Source organism: Levilactobacillus fujinensis (assembly GCF_003946335.1).
GTDB classification, from domain to species: domain Bacteria; phylum Bacillota; class Bacilli; order Lactobacillales; family Lactobacillaceae; genus Levilactobacillus; species Levilactobacillus fujinensis.
Map to the genome: position 1 here is coordinate 33518 of NZ_RHNX01000017.1, position 18331 is coordinate 51848.

An 18331-nucleotide genomic window follows, 5' to 3' on the forward strand; every position below is an offset into this window, starting at 1 on the left:
ACTATTGTCTAAAGCAACTAATCTTAGGAGGCGAACCGCATGAAAAATTTACTGTTAGGTGTTAGTTTAGCGGCTAACGTGGCGTTGGGTTACTTGCTGTTACAGGATAAGGAACAGTTGCAAGCGTTGCGCGCCCATGCTGATAGCGCTGCCGACAAGATGGTGGGTAAGGTGGAACAACTGAAAGGATCAGTCACTGATGATCCAGTTGAACGACTCAAAGGTAAATTTCACGAGGGTCGGGGCGAAGTTAAGGATGCCATCGAAGACGTTCGGGAAGATTTAGCAGAATAAGTTAGGTAGCGGCGCCAGAAGTGATTGGTGGCCGCTTTTTTGTTTCACGTGGAACAAAAATACACTTATTTTTAAGTAATTAGAAAAACAGTCAATATCAGTGACATCGGTTCATGCTATCTCCCAATCTAGACGTGTATAATAGATAGTGGAGTCTTAATTTAGATGAGGTGAGTTTTTGAAGAAGTTAGCACCCCTATTTGTGGGGTTAGGCGCGCTTAGTTTTGGTGTGCCCGCGTCGTTATTTAAAATTGCTGCTCGCGAAGGCGTTGTCAACGGGCCGTTATTGTTCTGGTCCTTTTTAAGCGCCGTCATTATTCTTGGCGTGATCCATATTGCCCGCCGGCGATGGCTGCGGTACCAACATACCAACTGGAAACAGATCTTGCTGGTGATTGCCGCTGGGACGGCGTCTGGATTCACGAACACGTTCTACATACAGTCCTTGAAATTAATCCCGGTCGCTGCCGCCGCGGTCATGCTGATGCAGGCCGTCTGGTTGTCAGTCCTGTTGGGAGCGATTATCCACCGGCAATGGCCGACACGACTGCAAGTGCTGAGCATTGTCTTGGTCTTGATTGGGACGGTATTGGCCGCGGGGCTTTTTCCAATTGAACAAGCACTCTCACCGTGGGGGTTATTCCTCAGTTTTTTGGCGGCTTGTGCCTACGCCTGCACGATGCAGTTTACGGCCAGCTTGGGCAATAACCTTGATCCGTTGAGTAAGACCTGGTTGCTGTGCGTTGGCGCCTTTCTCCTGATTTCCATTGTCTGGGGACCACAAATCGTAACGGCTCGAATCACGGCACCGACGATTGGGTGGGGGATGTTGATTGCACTATTCTCCATGGTCTTTCCATTGGTGGCCTATTCGATTTTTATGCAGTATTTGGACTTGGGTATCGGCCCGATTTTATCTTCGCTGGAATTGCCGTCATCCATCACGGTGGCCTTTATTTTGTTAGGTGAAACTGTGAGCTGGCTACAAATGCTGGGTGTGGTGATTATTATTTCGGCCGTTGTTTTGCCCAATGTATGGGGCATGCAGCGCCGCGGGCAACTCGACTAAAATGTTTCATGTGAAACAAAAGGGCGATGACGATTTGTCATGGCCCTTTTAGCTTGTTTGCTGCACGAGAACAATTGATGGTTCGATGGCTTGACTACGGACAATGCGATGGCCCAACACGATACTGGCGGTAGCGCCCAGAATAATAATGGCGAGAATCATCTTCAACGTTTTACTCATGGCCTGACCTCCTCACCGGTAGTTTACCATGAATCGGCTATTGTGAGGGAAAAGTCGTTACGGTCGGTCACCATTCATTGCTACGCGGTTTGATTGACCGGGTACGATGGGACTGCTAGGTTGAAAGGAAGAGCAGAATCGTCTAGACCGCGGGGAAAGTTTTACGTATACTGAAAGAAAACTAAGAGGAGGCCGATATCATCGCCGTTACTTTATCCGACAAATTAAGAGACCTGTTGTTAGCCAGCAACCTGGGATTGAGTCGCGACCATCGACTGGCAGGTTGGAATGTGCTGACCATTTTATACCACGACGGCGCAACGAGTGGCGTCGTGACAACGCTGGGGACTCTGCTACAGGCATACAATGCCAACTACCTTGAGCTGGACGAGCGGCCACTGACCGATGTCGTCTTGAAGCGGATTTTGGACGTATTGAGTGATCAGGCTAAATTGGTCGAGGTGGCGCCACGAAAAGTGCGCTTACCGATGAAGAATGGGGCCTATCACATTCAGCAATCGTTCGTGTATAAGATCACCAGTAGCGGCATCGAATATTTGAGCATGATGCAGCGGGTCATCGATGCCGACAACACGGTGACCGCCAATATCACACGGATTCAAGAATACTGTGATTTAGTCGTAAAACTGACGGACCCTAGTCTGGCTGCAGATAGTACGCAGTTGTACAACGACTTTCAAAATATGCTAGCAGCTTACGCGGATGTGATGAAAGGGATGCATAAGTTAGACGAGGACCTCAGCGAACTGGCAAATGACTTGGCCTTCAACCATGGTGGGGAGGCGGCCAATCACTTGCAAGAAATGTTGCGGGATCGTGCCATTCCGGCATTTCGAAAATTACTCGCGCAGGGGCCAAGGCTACAGGCGTTGGCCAATTCAACAGATTTTAGCCAACGAGTTGCTCGTAGTCAACAAGGGAGCGATGACTTAGACGCCGCGCATGCCGTGGGTGATCAAGGGAAAATGTTGATTCGGTTTCGGAACGCACGGGATTATTCGCAGCGGCAATTAGATCGCTTAGCTGCCAGTTTCGATCCCAGCCCAACCGCAATCGATAGCAGTATGGACACGGTCTATCTTCTCTTTCAAACAATTCTGGATGCGATTCGCCTGCTCAGTCAGGAGTACGACCACATTCAGGGGCAAACGGTCGATATTCAAGCATTGACGGGTAAAATCGATGAGTTGCTGACACATTATCAAGCAATCGTGGTTCAGCAACCGTTGCCACGGCACCTCCCGCAGGATCGAGAAGTGGACGATGCCGCTGATTTGTTGGACGCCACGACGATGGGAGCCGTCGTTTACGAAGCCATGCCGCAGCGAACCGTTGCCGTTACTGAGGCGGACAACCCGCAGTTAGCGGATGATGATCCAGACGTAGCGGATGATCAGGAAGGTCTGGCAGAGTTTCAACGTGTGGTTATGCAGCGTACTGATTATGGCGTGGTCGACCACGATTTAGAGATGACTTCAATTCATGCACGTGATGAATTGATTCGGCTGTATAGTGCGACTGGAATTGACCATTACGATAGCTTTGCGCCGTTTGGCCGACCGGTCGTGAAAGTTGAGGCTTTATCAAATAGTCACCCAATTCACGTTCATTGTCGGGGCGAAGCGTACACGGTGACCTTGCCGAGCGGTTTTGCGGTTTGGTTTTCACCGACGACGGATACCTTATAGGAAGTGGCAGATAACTCATGAGCTGTATTAGGCGAACGGTCTGTACCGAGTTAGTAAAGGTTGTATTGTTTATGTAAACGAGAACGTTTGTTCGGATTAGCGTGCTATACTGACAAAACAGAGAAAGGAAATATGTAAATTTGATAAGCTTGGTGCGTTATTTTGACCGACCAGACTTTTTCATCATTTGCATAGCGGGTGCCTATGAGTGATTTACACGGACCAGAACAACTAATCGTCAATGAACTACTAGATCATGGTATTTTCACCAGTACCATCACGCCACAAACCAGTAAGCAAAGGGCGGATGCGATTAATGCCTTAAAACGGCCCTTGACTCAGCAACGGCTAAATAGCTTTTTCAAGGGCCTACTAGGCGTTGTTCCAGACAACTATCAGGAAAACCTCTTGTTCCTTCTGAGTAACCAGCGACTGGACGCCGATTCTGTCCATGTCTTGTTGGCAACCCTCAAAGCCGTTATTAATTTACCGGAATTACAGAATCAGCAAAGTGACCGCGTCGTCTTGACCCAGACAATTGTTCGTCAGGTTCACAGCGAGGTTGTGAATCTCGATGAAAAGGAAATTCGGCGACGGATTACGGCGTTATTTGTTGACCGATTTGGACTGTTCACACCAGATATGCCTGAGGTCAGCGCCGTTGAACGAACGGAAGAAATCGATGATTACTGGGACGTTAGCGCAGACTTCAACTACGTGGCGGCTTGTTTGGTGGAACATTTGCAGGCTGCTACGGTGGCCCCAGAACCAACACCGTTGCAACGGGTGAACCGGACCTTACTGACACAACGGTATGTGGATCGGTCGTCACGTGTCTGGTTAGATTTGGTCACGCATAAGACAGAGATTGCCGAGCAGTGGGCGCAATTGGACCGGTTTGATCTTGAGTGTGGGGATGACTATGCCCCATTATTGGATAAGTCACGGAAAAAAAGTGAAGCGAAACCCGCGGTCGTTGCTGTCGCAGTGGCACGTTCACTGGGAGTGGGGCTACCAACGGATATGGTGACGACACGGATTCATCAGATTGTTCATCAGTTGTTCCCAGAGAGTACGATCAATGTCACACTGGTTAAACAAGCCTTAACTGATATGGCGTTAGTTCGTGAGCGCGACGGGTATGTCAGTCCGACCCCGATTGCCCACCGATTTTCCATGCGGACACAGCAAGTTACAACGGAGGAAAAGTAAATGAAATTAAGAACCCAATTAACGCCAGTGAGCTTTCACCTGCGAAACTTTAATAAGTATTCGAGTTTAGACTTAGCCGCTGCAGAAAATGGGAATCTCACGCTGATTGGGGAAAATGCGGCCGGAAAAACAACCCTAGCCAATTGCTTTTTCCCGATGTTGATTGACGGATCAATCGCAACGCCATCGTTTAATTCTGCCAAAGGGACTGATCGCTTAGAGAGTACGGGAGCCCCGCGGAATAGTCAGCGAGACACACGGAATTTCGAGAGCATGCTACTGGGGTGGGGACCAGGTGCGATGAAGGTCCGTACCGGCTATAGTTATTTGTTGCTGCGGTCAAAGACACGACAGGTCATCTTAGGCCTAGGTGCCCACCGTGCTGTGGGTGAGCTACGTAAGCCAACCTGGTGGTTTGTCGTCATCAGTAATGAGACAACGACTGGTTTAAACATCGTAACCACCAATGCTGACGACAATAGTCTGGATGAAGATGCTTTTCGTGCGGCTAATGCTGGACTGGGGAAGCAATTACATATTTTTAATCAAGCACCGGCTTATCGCGAGTACGTTGCCACCCAGGTTTACGGTTTTTCGAACGGAGAAGCTTTGGGCAAGCTGGCCGCAGTCTATCGGTTATTGGCGTCTCCTATTTTGACTGGGGGAAATGCACGCTTTACCCCAATCAGGGAAGCCCTGAAGAATGCACAAGAGGGTATCGATTCACAGGTAATCAGTCAGGTCGCGGATAGCCAGCGAGAGGTTAATCGGACCAAGGGTGTGCTCCAACGGCTGAAGAAGGCAGAAGAACGCCTTCAACGGATGAAAAAAGAAATTTTTTGGCGTAATTTGAATCATTTACGAGAAGCCGCTTTAGACCCCTATAGTCAGGTACACCAGGACTTTGAGGGCAAACAAGAGACGGTGAGTCAAAACCAGCAGACCATTGGGCGGGTCACGCAACAATTAACATTGATGGCAACGAACCTCACGAAAGTTGAAGATACTTTGAAGGGGTTACGTCAAGAAAAGGCCAATCAGAATGGTATTGTGCAGCGCCGGCAAGAGTATGAGCAACAGATTACTAGTCTCCAGCAACGGTTGGTGACGTATCGCAAGCAACAGGAACAGTTGACAGACTTGCGAAAGAAGTTAGCAGTAGTTACGACGCAACAAGGTGAACTGACAGCCCAGCAACAGGCGCTAAACGAGCAAGAGTTGCGACCGTTATTGACCAAGTTAGCCGCTCAGGCAACCGAGCTCCCGGAATTGATGGACGTGGTCACGGAGGTCGATTCGACTAAGTTGGCCCAACGGCTGGGCGAGTATCTCCAGCAATTCAAGGATCTCCGCAATCAGTATGAGGACTGTGAACGAGCCAAGGAACGAGTTAGTAAGGATGTTCAAATCGTCGTGGAAATGCGGGATGAACTACGTGGTCGCATTGATGAACATGCCCAAGGACCACTATATGGTCGTGTAAGAAAGGATATTCACCAGGATAACCAGGAGGTCCATGATGCCGGTGCGACCCAGATGAACGGTGAATTTCAGTTATTATTGGCAAAACAACAGCAATTGCTGAAAGACCACCCAGACCTAAAGCGTATCCTTAAAGCGCCAGATTTCTTGAATGATTTACGTCAGCAACGCCGACGATTGACGGAGCTGTTGCAAGAAATGGCTGAGGGTCAACGACAACTTGACCAACTGACGCAACAGCAGCAATTCTTTGATCAACAGATTACGGATGTACTAGCAGCCGTTGAGCCCGATTTCGATGAACAGCGCGTGACCGCAGAAGTAAAGGATACGCAACAGCGGCGTGACGCGTTAATTGTTGACACTGAAATCGACAAAAAGATTCAGCAAACAGAGGCAGAACAAACACAGTTGAATGGGGAACAGCAACGACTAAACAATCAACGGGCCATAGCTGAGGGGAAAATTGCAACGGCCAAGGAAGATATGGCGCGGTTGACGACCCGGCTAGAGCAGTTGGCAGAACAGGGACGGGTTGCGTTGGAAACGTTGGCACCCTACCAGCCACAAGATGCACGCTTAACGACGATTACTAAGGCGATTGAATTTGTGCAAGAAAATCGGAGTATCGTTCGGAATAGTAGTTACGGTGATATCAGTGATTGGATTGGCCGGTTGATTCATCACAATGACAGTAACGGCATCGACCGTAATGCTTTAGATACCTTGTTTGAAGAACGAGGATACGCTGATTTTGCTAGTGCCATGCGCCAGCAGCGTTCTATTAATCAGAACGGCTTGACGGTAGTTGCTTTTGATATCAATCGGGCATTATTGTTGATGACCACAGATCAGAACCACGTGACAAAATCTTTGAAGGAACTCACGACGGGAAATGATGTCGCGCAGGATACGTACTTAACGGCCGCAATCCAGCGAATTACGGCGCAATATCGATTGATTGCAGACTATAACCGGATGTTAACGGAAGGGGTTAGCCGCGAACAAAGTATCAAACTGAAGGTTGAGCTGACGCCAACTGAAGTCAGTGATCAAGTCATTAAAGAGGCTTGTGATCCACTGACCGATAAGCGGCCGGCCTTGGTTGCGGAGATTCGTAATCGGCTTGAGAAATTGGCTAATGACTTAACGGTTGCTGATGATGACGATCTGTTTATGGATGCGGCCCAGCGCTTGCTAGATACGCGTCAATGGTCAGCCTTTAAGGTACTGATCAAGCGGCGTCAAAGCGCAGAGGACAACTATGAAGAGGTTGATGATAAGTTCGTTCAGTCTGGGGGATCAGGAGCTGAAAAGGCTCAGGCGATGGTCTTACCATTGTTGCTAGTTCCGAAGATGGTCTTGCAGCGTGCACAAAATGAGGATGCCCCATATTTAGTGATGTTTGATGAGTTTGCTGACAAGTTAGATCCTGAAACAGCAAAGTCATTTGCTAAAACGATTGCGCGTTTCGGATTCAATTTCATTGCGACCATGCCGAGCGGTGCGCAGAACAAAATTTTGGCCGACCGGGTGGACAACATCGCGTACGATGTGATTGCGCCACAAAATCAAAATGACGGCCGGTTCCATCGCAATATCATCCGGGAAGCTTTGAGCTGGGGGGATGCGCATGCCAAGTCAGTATCGTAAGCGTTATGTTGCGGAAACGGGGAAGGTCGTACCAAAAGAAGCCAGCCAATTGGATAGTCTATTTGACAGGATTGCGGTGGGAGAGACTCTACCACCTCGTGGTCAACAGGCAGTCGAAGCAGGATTAACGGCACATAGTTTAAATGATGCGCAGGAAAATCCAGCTGTTTATGAGTACTATCAGTGGGTGCTAGCCAATTGCTTTACCGGACAACAGGTTCACGAGGTGACGGCGAAGTTAATTGGGATGGCGTTTATCTGTGCTAATATTTTTGAGACGGATTTGCCGCAGCCACTGACATTGAATCCATGGCAGATTGCAGCAATGAAGGACTTTCCTTTGCGTCATCGGCGGGTCGTAATTGTTGAAAATAATGGTGTTTTTGCTTGGTTACTTCGTCTCCACCCAGAATGGCCGCTAATTGATCAGTGTGGAAATGACTTCAACGCAGCGTACATGGCATTGATGCGAAATTTAGTGAAGCGTGACGTACAGTTCACCTATCTCGGTGATCTCGACAGTCGGGGTATTCAGATTGCTGATCATTTATTAGGCGAATTGGCGGTTGATCCGGCTACATTCACGGCCTTGCAGACACCAGAAAATGTATTGAAATGGGTGACATTAAAGGGAAAAGTTGACCCACAACGGACGCGGCCAGTGACGGTGACCGCATCAGTGTTTCAACAGGAGTTAAATTCGCTAACGTTAGTCAAAAAGTTCGTGGAACAAGAACAGCTGATTGCGGCGTATGAAACGCTGATTACCGAATGGTTGAAGGAAAACTAGGGAAATTAGAAATGGCGTCGAAAACTCTCTATCTGAGTTCTCGACGCCATTTTGAATAAAAATCAAAGTTGTTTGTCATGAACAGTCAAATCGCCAGCAACCTGACTTGTTCCTAAAGTTACCAGGGTAACGGTAATGAATAAAGCGGCAAAAGACGCAATTAATTTAATCAACATGGGCCTTACCTCCTGACAAGATTGGGTGCTTATCGAAAGTGTACCACGGAAGTTGAGCGCGTGGGAAAGAGTCGTTTTGCCCGTTAATACGAGTTCTTGGATAACTAATCAGTGGGCAATTATTTTGCGAGACGTGTATTTAGGCGCTATGGCAATGAGCGAGTACACTGGACCTAACAGTTAGGGGGGACCAACGTGATTAGTATAGAACCGGCAGTCGTAAGTAGGGTAGAACCCATGATCAGTGAAATTTTTGATCAGCAATTTCAAGCGACTGGGTTGGCACAGCCTAGGAAAGCAGCCGGATTTATTGCGTTTGGTGTATATGACAAAGGACAGCTAGTTGGCGGTCTGATTGCGCGTCACCGCTATGATCATTTAAAAATTACTGAGTTGGCCGTAAAGCCTGCCTATCAAGGTCAACGGCTTGGCACACAACTCATCCAAACGGCAGAGGCATTTGGCCGGCAACATCATGTCGTGACGATTACGCTGGGCACGCGTAGCTATCAGGCCGCCGATTTTTACCGCAAATGTGGTTACCAAGTTTACGGGGAGATTGTTGACCTACCGATGCGTGGTGTGACGACCTATTACTTTGTGAAGCGTTTGTAATTAAAAAGGCGAGCTATGTCAACTCGTCTCACGACATTAACCACTAATGCCATCGTATCCAATAAATGTAAAGTAGCGGGTCCCATCAACCAAGTAGAGGCTGTTGAAGGTTCCGGCAATACCGTTATCTTCGTCACCTAACGTATGCTGAGGATCATGCAAGTTCTTCAAGGTTATGCGGTATTGATAAGCACCAGTCTGACTGACTCGCTTGGTCTTGATACCCTTGATATCATGGCTAAAGTAAAGTCGCCGGTAAGGGTCGTGGTAGTCCGTCTTGGTGATTTTTGCCAGACCCGTTGGTTTTTGGTAAAAACCTAGGCCAGCACTCGCCGTGGGATCGTAAGTCAGGACTTCGGCATAGCCATCCGGTGTGATTCGTAGACTCTTGCTCGCGGGCTCCACGGGACTCAATGCGGCTTTAGCACCACCAATGTAAAGGTCACCGTGACTATAACCAGGCATGTAATCAGGAACCTTAACTCGCTTAAATGCAGTGAGTTCGGTTGTAGCTTTTAAGGTGATCTGCGGGTCGTAAGCACCGGCGCCAGGATCAATCGTATAGCCCTTGGGCGCACTTTGCTGAAGCAAGGGATAGCTAAGGCGTGCTAAGTAAAGTTGTAGGCTGGGGACCAAATAGCCGTGCCGTTTAGTGGTAGTCAGTGACCCGGCAACCACTGTCCCGGCAGGAAGTGTCAGTGCCCGTTTGACTGGCGCACCTACCTTTTTCGTAGGGACATAGGCCACTTTGACAGTGACGTCACGAGTCGTCTGAAAGTACTGGCTCAGGTTTAAAAAGTCCGTGCTGGCAGCGAAGTCGCCTACCTTGACGATGGCACTTGGCTTTTCAGTTTGCGCGTTGCCAATCAGCGTGCTCATTAGAAACGTGGCACACAATGCGAATAAGCCAAGCCCAAATTTACCAACTTTGCTCAAGATATTTTAGCCTCCTCAATTTTGATGGTACACTCAATTATACCTGATTTAAAGATTGATGATAGCAAACAAACGTTCCGGGTGTGGTCGCTTGTTTTCCTTAAAATCTTGCGCTAAGATAAGCACAAATGAGAACTTGATAAGCGTCACGGATCCTTAGTCCTTACTAGGTTTGAGGGGATCCGTGACGCTTTTTTGATGGGAGGAATGCGCTTGTTTCGAATTGTGATGCAACATATCCATCATGGCGCGCGCTGGTGTTTTTTTCTAGCCCCGTTAATTATGTTAGGTGAGGTCTTCTGTGACTTGCAGCAACCCACATTGATGTCGCAGATTATCGATAATGGATTGGCTAAGGGCGACTTGGGCTATGTTATTCAGCACGCGACTTGGATGTTGGCATTTGCCTTGGTAGGGGTCCTTTTTGGTGCCAGTAGCGGGGTACTGGGAAATTATGCCTCGTTGAAAATGGGAGAGGCGTTGCGCAGTCACCTTCTTCAAGTCGCGTTGATTGATCGTAATCCAGCTGGGTTGGAACCGGCCACGCTAATTACCCGGATCACGAATGATGTTATTCAAATGCAAAATCTCGTGATGATGGTCACTCGGGGTCTAGTGCGTTCGCCGATGTTGCTACTCGGCGGGATTGTGATGTCAGCAATTGTTTGTCCAGACTTGGCGCCCATCCTATTTATCATCATGCCTTTGCTAGTTATTTTCTTACTGATTGTTGTCCGCCGGAGTGTTCCGCGATATACGCGGATGCAGCGAGCTGTCGACACGGTCAATCGGGTTATGCGGGAAAACTTGCAAGGTGCCAAAACTATTAAGGCCTATGTTTTGGAGAATCATCAGCGACACCAATTTAATCAAGAAAATAGTCATTTACGACAATCAAGTCAGTCGGCGGCGATGGCGACCGTCATTCTTTCACCAGTTATTCAGTTGATGTTAAATCTTGGTGTGGTGATTGCACTGAGTTATGGTGGGAGCTTGGCCATTAGCAAGACGATCAGTGATGGCCAAATCATCGCATTTGTTAACTATATGATTCAAATTACGACTGCAATGGTTCAAACGGTCAATATTATCACGTCCTTTTCACGGGCGATTACCAGTGCCAATCGCGTTCAGGCGGTGTTAGACGAAGAACCCGCCGAGCAACGGTCCACACCAACTGCGCAACGGCCCACCGGTAGTAGCATCGACTTTGACAATGTAACATTTGGCTACCAGCAAAGTAAGCCCATCCTCAATCAACTCAATTTTCACGTGGCAGATGGTCAGTGGCTGGGTATCGTCGGCGCGACTGGTTCCGGGAAAAGTTCAATCATCAAATTGTTGACGGCCAGTTTTGATCAGTATCAGGGCACGATTCGGATTGGCGGTACAGATATTAAACAGCTAGACTTGCCAGTAATTCACAGTAAAGTGGCAGTGGCCTTGCAGGATTCCCTGTTATTTTCCGGAACTGTACGGGGAAATTTGACATACGGTGCACCTGGCACGGCGGCCCAATTAGCGCAAGCAGCCACGATTGCTGACGCCGACAAATTTATTGATCGGTTGCCGGGACGGTACGATGCAGCCGTCGAACAAAACGGGAAAAATTTCTCTGGTGGTCAGCGGCAACGGTTAAATATTTCCCGGGCAATAATTCCCGATGCGGATATTTTGGTGTTGGATGACGCGACAAGTGCGGTTGATCAGGAAACCAATGCCCGGATTAAGTCGCGCTTGGAACAGGCCAGAGCGCAGCGAACAACAGTGATTATTTCGCAACGGGTCACCAACGTCATGGCTTGTGACCAAATCATTGTGTTAGCTGATGGGAAATTAGTTGCGCAGGGAACCCATGCGGAATTAGTGCAGCGCTCTGATTTTTACCGGCAGCTGGTTCATACGCAGCTAGGAGGTGGTAACAATGGACATGCATAAACGCGTTCCCCGTAACATTCATCGTGAGAAGGTCTCACTGGGTGATTGGCGGCAAACAGTTGCGCGGATTTGGCACTACTTAGCGACTCGGCGGCGACAACTGGCAATCGTTTTTCTTCTGACGATAGTTACCACGGTGGTCACTATCGTCGGCAATCGACTCAATGGGGTCGTAGTCGACAGCTATATTAGTAAGAACAAGCTGCGGATGCTGCTGATTGTCTGTGCGTCGATGGCTGGTATGTATTTGATTTCCAGTGTTTTTACCTACTTTCAAAATTCTATCATCATCAAGGTCGCGCAGGACACTAGCGCGCATATTCGCCGCGACGTTTTTGCTAACCTACAGCGTCTGCCCATGCGTTATTTCGACACGCACGACAACGGCGACGTCATGAGTCGGCTGACCAATGATGTCGATAATATTAATACCGCCTTGATGCAAACATTCGTCCAACTCTTTACTGGAATCATCAGCGTGATTGGTATGGGGTTGGCGATGTTGCTGTTGTCACCACTGCTGACAGCAATCACGTTGCTCAGCCCAATTGCCACGTATTTTTTCTCACGCCGGATTGCCAAAGTCACTCAGAAAGTTTTTATGACCCAACAACAAGCACTGGGAAACCTGAACACTCAGATTGAAGAATCCGTTTCGGGTAAACAACTGGTTCAGCTCTTCGACCACAGCGAACAGACCATGGCCGACTTTAATCGGACAAATGCGGAGTACACCAAAGCAGCCTTTCGCGCGCAGTCTTTTTCGTCTGTCATTGGGCCCTTCAACAACATGACAAATAATCTGGCCTACGTGCTGATTACGGCAGCAGGTGCTATTTCCATTCTTACTGGTCATGGTGGCATCACCGTTGGGATTATTTTTACGTTCTTGATTTATTTGCGCAATTTTACTGGTCCCATCAACAACGTTTTGAATCTGATCAATACACTGCAGTTATCGCTGGTCAGTGCGCAGCGGGTATTTAGTCTCATCGATGAACAACCAGAAAAGGATGTCCCCGGTGCGGTTCACGTGACGCAAACGGCGGGAAATGTGACTTTTGATCACGTTTCTTTTGCTTATGAGACACGGCCGATTCTGCGAGACGTAAATTTGACCGCCAAACAGGGCGAGGTTGTGGCGCTAGTCGGACCAACGGGTGCTGGGAAAACGACCATCATGAACTTACTAACAAATCTGTATCCGCTCCAACAGGGCAAGGTGCTGTTAGATGGGCGCGATGTCACGACGATTAAACGGCAGGACTTGCGGAAACTAGTCACAGTTGTGCAGCAAGAATCGTTTCTATTTTCGATGAGTATTCGCGAAAATATTCGTCTGGGCCGATTAGATGCGACCGATGATGAGGTGGTCGTGGCTGCCAAACGCGCTAACGCTGATTTTTTCATTAGCCAACTACCTGACGGGTATGAGACGGTGCTCAGTGAAAATGCCAGCAGTCTATCTCAGGGACAACGCCAATTGTTGAGTATCGCACGGGCCTTCATCACTGGGGCGCCAGTTCTGGTGTTAGATGAGGCGACTGCCGCCATCGACAGCAATACCGAAGCTGACGTACAAACGGCGATGACCGCACTGATGGTAGACAAGACCAGTTTCGTGATTGCCCATCGCTTGTCGACCATTCAGCGGGCCAACCAAATTCTAGTCATCAACGACGGCCAGGTCATTGAAAAAGGAACCCACGCCAGCTTATTAGCGAAACAAGGATTTTATGCAGGTCTGTATAACAGCCAGTTTGACACGCAGAAATGAGTGGAAATAATGCAAGTGAGCTTCGGAAAATTTGCGCGGGTTAACCCGGGTTATAATGTCCGGGAAATGAGCAATAGAGACGGAAAATAGTTAGACCAGTACAAGTAGCCCGACTGGATTTACAGCTACCTATTCGGACAACTAAGGTCTGTGGCCGCAATTTTTAGCTGCTAATTTTAGAAATCAAATTCTAAATGACAAGTTTAAATAGCCAGCAATGTGGGGCAGATTACCCCTGTTGCTGGCTATTTGTGTATCTAAGTGAGACTGGTTGTCGATTTTTATAAGTAGTAAAAGCGAAAATTAATATCCTGATCATGATTGCCAAAACCCTTACCATACAGAGTTAGGCCACCAACGTGTTGCGCCGACTTCTTGACGGCGAGTCGTAGATTCCAATATTGCGTTTGGCGGGAGAAGTCGTCGATGGTCACGTCGGAAATCTTCTCACCACTGACAAACGTTCCCGCGTGCGTGACCTGTAGCGTCTTCAATAGGCCGTACTGGTTCATGTTATTCGGCCACCATTCTGGGTTTAGTTCACCGCGGACATCCGCGTAGTCGCCGGGACTTTCCCAGAAACCCAGATCGATACCATTGAGTTCAAAGCTGATATCTGACGGCCAATTATCATTGGTAAAGGGAAATTCCGAGGCCACTTCAAAGCTGATTTCAACTTGCTGAATCGTTTGTGACCGGTCCAACAGGTTAGGCACCTTGTAGTCAACATACCCCTTAGCAAACCAGAGAATACCGGCGTTGACGCGGTCGGGGTCCATGAAATATTTCGGATCGTCTAGATGGCCGATGTAGCTCTTAGTTGTCGCCAATCCACAGACGGGGTCAACATCGTAGTCAACGTAGTGGCCGATCGGTAGACGCGTCTCGTAGTGCGAATAGGCCGATTCCTTACGGTTGGGGAAGTTGATGCCCAGATAACTGACGCGGAGCCGCGAAATTTTTTGGACGCCGTTTTTACCAGGTTTCCGCGTGGTCTCTATGATCTTAGCGCGTTCCAGTTGGTTCACGTGAGAACTCACGATGGACTTGCTGAGGTGCAAATGGGCGCTGAGCTCCTGAATATTCATTTCTCGTTTGGAGAGTAGGTCGATGATGCGGAGCCGAATTGGACTGGCTAGAGCTTTCAGTACGTCAACGGACGACTGATTTAGGTCGATTTCCATTAAATATTCACCTCGTTTGCATATTATGTTCATATATATATTAACATAAAGCGGCCACAAAGCCCGTAATTAGGCTAAAAATAGCGTTACTAGTGAACGTAACCCCAAGATTTACTCATTTAGTTCTTCTTTTTGTTAATCATCTATTGACAGCGCTTACACGCGACTGATACTATGAATTCGGAAAACGAAGGAGGGGGTGAATTTATGCAAGGAAAACTTTATGCAACGGACTTATTTCCCATTGGTCAGATTGACCACCGAATTAATTCGTCGCTAGCAGAGCATATGGGGCGCAGCATTTATGGCGGTATTTACGATCCAGACAGTCCATTAGCGGATGACGCGGGACTACGAAAGGACGTCATGGCGGCCGTGAAAGAACTCAATGTGCCCCTAGTTCGGTATCCGGGTGGTAACTTTGTTTCCAGCTACCATTGGGAAGATGGTATCGGGCCACGCGACCAGCGCCAGCAGAAGGTTGACTTGGCCTGGAAGAGTGTCGAATCCAATCAATTTGGTCTTGATGATTTTATGGACTGGACCACGAAGGTCGATGCTGAAGCCATGATCGCCGTCAACTTGGGGACACGGGGAATCGAAGACGCCTGCAACTTACTGGAGTATTGTAATCTCGATACGGATACGTATTGGGCGAACAAACGCCGCGAGAACGGACACTCAGAACCCTATCACGTGAAGTTTTGGTGTCTCGGTAACGAGATGGATGCGCCATGGCAGATTGGCCATAAGACCGCGCATGAATACGGACAATTGGTCAATGAAACTGCGAAAGCCATGCGTAGTCTTGATCCCAGCATTAAAATTGTTGTCTGCGGTAGTTCTAATGAACATACGCCTACATTTGGCAAGTGGGAGACGACGGTTCTGGATGAATGCTATGACAACGTAGATTACCTGTCGATGCATCAATACTATGAACTGCCATCGCAAGGGACGATGCACCACGTGGCTAAGGCGATTCGGATGGATCAATTTATCAATTCCGTCGTGGCACTCTGTGACGCGGCGAAGGCGACGAAGAAGTCGGCTAAGACACTCAACATTTCCTTTGATGAGTGGAACGTTTGGTATCATTCTAACGAACATGATGCGCACCTCAAACCTTGGCAGCAGGCACCGCACCAGTTGGAAGACGTCTATAATTTCGAAGACGCACTGCTAGTTGGATCGTCGCTGATTACGCTGTTAAAGCACGCGGATCGAGTCAAAATTGCCTGTTTTGCACAGCTGGTCAACGTAATCGCGCCGATCCTAACGACGAAGGAAGGGGTGTTGAAACAGACCATCTTTACGCCATTACGCGACGTTTCTCAATACGCTCATGGGACCGCGCTGCGAACCAGTGCACAGTCACCAACGTATCAGGTGCCGGAATTCGGCGACGTACCGTACCTGGATGCCGTTACTGTTAAGAACGATGCGCACCACTATACGATCTTTGCGGTCAATCGGCACCAAACAGAGGCGCTGAACCTGATCGTGAAACTCAACGATGATCGTTACCAAGAGACCAGCCATCTCAGCTATAGCTGTTCTGATCCGGAATTCAAAAACTCAGCGGACCAAGCAGTACGCGAGGAGAATATTCAGGATGCCGGTCAGATTATTTTGAAACCGTTTTCTTGGAACGTCATCACGTTTACCGTCTAAGCGAATTAGGCGGGCCACACAATTTTAAAAAAGAAAGTGTGATTTACAATGGATGCTACAAAAACAGCTACCCACAAGAGTAAGATTTGGCCAGTCGTCAATTTTGCTTTTGGGAACTTTGGTCATTCTGCGTTATCAATGATGTTTGGGACTTACTTTATGATCTACGTCACGACGGCCATGTTTACCGGCGTGTCAAAGTCTCAGGCCACCAAGTCAATTGCCATGATTACGGGACTCATTTTCGTCCTCCGAATTCTTGAAATTTTTATTGATCCAATCATTGGGAACATCGTTGATAATACCAACACGCGTTGGGGCCGGTTTAAGCCTTGGTTGATCGGTGCGGGGACGGTTTCCGCTTTACTACTGATCGTCTTGATGTCTGGGATCTTCGGACTGTCACGGTCAAATGCAACTTGGTTCATGATTCTCTTTATTCCAATCTTTACGATTTTTGATATCTTCTACTCGTTCCGGGACGTTTCCTACTGGGGCATGATTCCCGCTTTGAGTGAAGACAGTCACGAACGGTCCATCTTTACGGCCGCTGGGAACTTTACCGGATTTGGTCAAAATATCGTCACGATGTGCATTGTGCCGGTCGTAACCTACGTGACTTACTTGGCCACTGGGAAGCATAATGAAGGCCAAGCTGGTTGGACGGCTTTCGGGATTATTATTGCCGTTGTTGCTATTATTTGTTCATTTATCGTTGCCTTGGGGACTCACGAAAAGCAAAATGTTTTGCGGAATGCTGCTAAGGATAAGACGAGTTTGAAAGACATGTTCTGGGCCTTGGCACACAACGACCAGATGCTCTGGACTGCACTGCCTTACTTAGTTTATGGGTTCGGGAATGCTGCGACTGCTGGACTGATGTTCTACATGTTCAAGTACGTCATGGACAAGCCAGGTCTGTTCTGGATTGCCGGGTTGATTCCAACTATTTCTGGTTTCTTCACGTCACCCCTGTACCCCATCATTAACAAGTGGGTCACCCGGAAGACGATTTATGCCGTCAGCATGTGTGCCATGATCTTGGCCTACATCATCTTGATCGTCTCAACCGACAACTTATTCATGGTCATGACCGCCTTGGTTCTGTACTACGTGCCACAAGGTTTCATCTTCATGGCCGTTATCTTGACGCTGACCGATACCATCGAATATGGTCAACTGAAGAATGGGACGCGGAGTGAAGCCGTGACGTTGGCGATTCGGCCAATGCTCGACAAGATGTCCAGTGCGATTTCTAACGGGGTCGTTGGTTGGGTCGCTGTTGCTGCCGGGATGACCGGGACTGCCACAGCTGCTTCCATTACAACCAGCGGTATTTCCTTGTTCAAGGCCGTGGCTTTCTGGGCTGGCTTAATCGTCCATATCCTGGCGTTACTCATCTACGTCTTCAAGGTTAATATCTCCGAAAAGAAACATGCCGAGATCGTTGAAGAATTGCAGAAGAAGTTAGGTGCTGAAAACGTCAACTAGCGTGAACTGACCGGACTCCGACCAGTTATCACCAATCAAAATAACCAATTAGTCTAACGCATAAGTGACTAAACCGGTCGTCTTAATGATGAATTTGGACAAAATCGGTTTAGTCACTTTTCATATTACAATTTAATCTGACTTCGCTGGC

The 18331-nt window shown here is 48.3% G+C and carries 14 protein-coding genes; 11 read left to right on the forward strand and 3 right to left on the reverse strand.

Translation table 11 applies throughout. From position 1 onward, the window contains the following. Positions 1-39: 39 nt before the first annotated feature. Positions 40-294, forward strand: a complete 255-nt coding sequence (locus EKM89_RS07635) for a CsbD family protein (RefSeq protein ID WP_125687280.1) — start codon at positions 40-42, stop codon at positions 292-294. A gap of 178 nt (positions 295-472) precedes the next feature. Further along, a complete protein-coding gene (locus EKM89_RS07640) occupies positions 473-1363 on the forward strand; it encodes an EamA family transporter (protein ID WP_125687282.1) in 891 nt (296 codons plus the stop codon). 48 nt (positions 1364-1411) lie between these two features. Here EKM89_RS07640 and EKM89_RS14310 read toward each other — a convergent pair whose 3' ends face one another. Continuing rightward, positions 1412-1543 carry a hypothetical protein gene (locus EKM89_RS14310; RefSeq protein WP_263853925.1) on the reverse strand — a complete coding sequence of 44 codons (132 nt, stop codon included), beginning with the start codon at positions 1541-1543 and terminating at the stop codon, positions 1412-1414. A 200-nt stretch (positions 1544-1743) separates the two neighbouring features. Between EKM89_RS14310 and EKM89_RS07645 the strand changes: the two genes are divergently transcribed. The 5 genes from EKM89_RS07645 to EKM89_RS07665 all read left to right on the forward strand — a co-directional run bounded on the left by EKM89_RS07645 (position 1744) and on the right by EKM89_RS07665 (position 9180). Beyond that, complete coding sequence (locus tag EKM89_RS07645) at positions 1744-3252, forward strand: hypothetical protein (RefSeq protein ID WP_125687284.1); 1509 nt, start codon at positions 1744-1746, stop codon at positions 3250-3252. A gap of 204 nt (positions 3253-3456) precedes the next feature. Further along, positions 3457-4464 carry a hypothetical protein gene (locus tag EKM89_RS07650; RefSeq protein WP_125687286.1) on the forward strand — a complete coding sequence of 336 codons (1008 nt, stop codon included), beginning with the start codon at positions 3457-3459 and terminating at the stop codon, positions 4462-4464. Next, positions 4465-7599 carry an SbcC/MukB-like Walker B domain-containing protein gene (locus tag EKM89_RS14200; RefSeq protein WP_164510542.1) on the forward strand — a complete coding sequence of 1045 codons (3135 nt, stop codon included), beginning with the start codon at positions 4465-4467 and terminating at the stop codon, positions 7597-7599. It abuts the gene before it with no gap. Then, positions 7580-8389, forward strand: coding sequence for a DUF2399 domain-containing protein (locus EKM89_RS07660; protein ID WP_125687288.1), 810 nt, complete (start codon positions 7580-7582; stop codon positions 8387-8389). The genes EKM89_RS14200 and EKM89_RS07660 overlap by 20 nt, the downstream gene beginning before the upstream one ends. A gap of 371 nt (positions 8390-8760) precedes the next feature. Beyond that, the gene (locus EKM89_RS07665) at positions 8761-9180 is read left to right on the forward strand and encodes a GNAT family N-acetyltransferase (RefSeq protein WP_125687290.1); all 420 of its coding nucleotides are present in this window, start codon (positions 8761-8763) and stop codon (positions 9178-9180) included. 36 nt (positions 9181-9216) lie between these two features. On the opposite strand, the gene EKM89_RS07670 is transcribed toward EKM89_RS07665, so the two are convergent. Continuing rightward, positions 9217-10116, reverse strand: coding sequence for a hypothetical protein (locus EKM89_RS07670; RefSeq protein ID WP_225421845.1), 900 nt, complete (start codon positions 10114-10116; stop codon positions 9217-9219). Positions 10117-10329: 213 nt separating this feature from the next. Between EKM89_RS07670 and EKM89_RS07675 the strand changes: the two genes are divergently transcribed. Next, positions 10330-12054, forward strand: coding sequence for an ABC transporter ATP-binding protein (locus tag EKM89_RS07675; RefSeq protein ID WP_125687294.1), 1725 nt, complete (start codon positions 10330-10332; stop codon positions 12052-12054). Then, positions 12041-13831 carry an ABC transporter ATP-binding protein gene (locus EKM89_RS07680; protein ID WP_125687296.1) on the forward strand — a complete coding sequence of 597 codons (1791 nt, stop codon included), beginning with the start codon at positions 12041-12043 and terminating at the stop codon, positions 13829-13831. Before EKM89_RS07675 ends, EKM89_RS07680 begins: the two co-directional genes overlap by 14 nt. Before the next feature lie 281 nt (positions 13832-14112). On the opposite strand, the gene EKM89_RS07685 is transcribed toward EKM89_RS07680, so the two are convergent. Next, complete coding sequence (locus tag EKM89_RS07685) at positions 14113-15015, reverse strand: ArsR/SmtB family transcription factor (RefSeq protein ID WP_125687298.1); 903 nt, start codon at positions 15013-15015, stop codon at positions 14113-14115. A 207-nt stretch (positions 15016-15222) separates the two neighbouring features. On the opposite strand from EKM89_RS07685, the gene arfA reads away from it, so the two are divergent. Together arfA and EKM89_RS07695 are read left to right on the forward strand one after the other, a co-directional pair. Continuing rightward, the gene (arfA, locus tag EKM89_RS07690) at positions 15223-16689 is read left to right on the forward strand and encodes an arabinosylfuranosidase ArfA (protein ID WP_125687300.1); all 1467 of its coding nucleotides are present in this window, start codon (positions 15223-15225) and stop codon (positions 16687-16689) included. Positions 16690-16737: 48 nt separating this feature from the next. Then, entirely contained in the window at positions 16738-18180 is a 1443-nt protein-coding gene (locus tag EKM89_RS07695) for a glycoside-pentoside-hexuronide (GPH):cation symporter (RefSeq protein ID WP_225421846.1), read from the forward strand. Positions 18181-18331 lie beyond the last annotated feature (151 nt).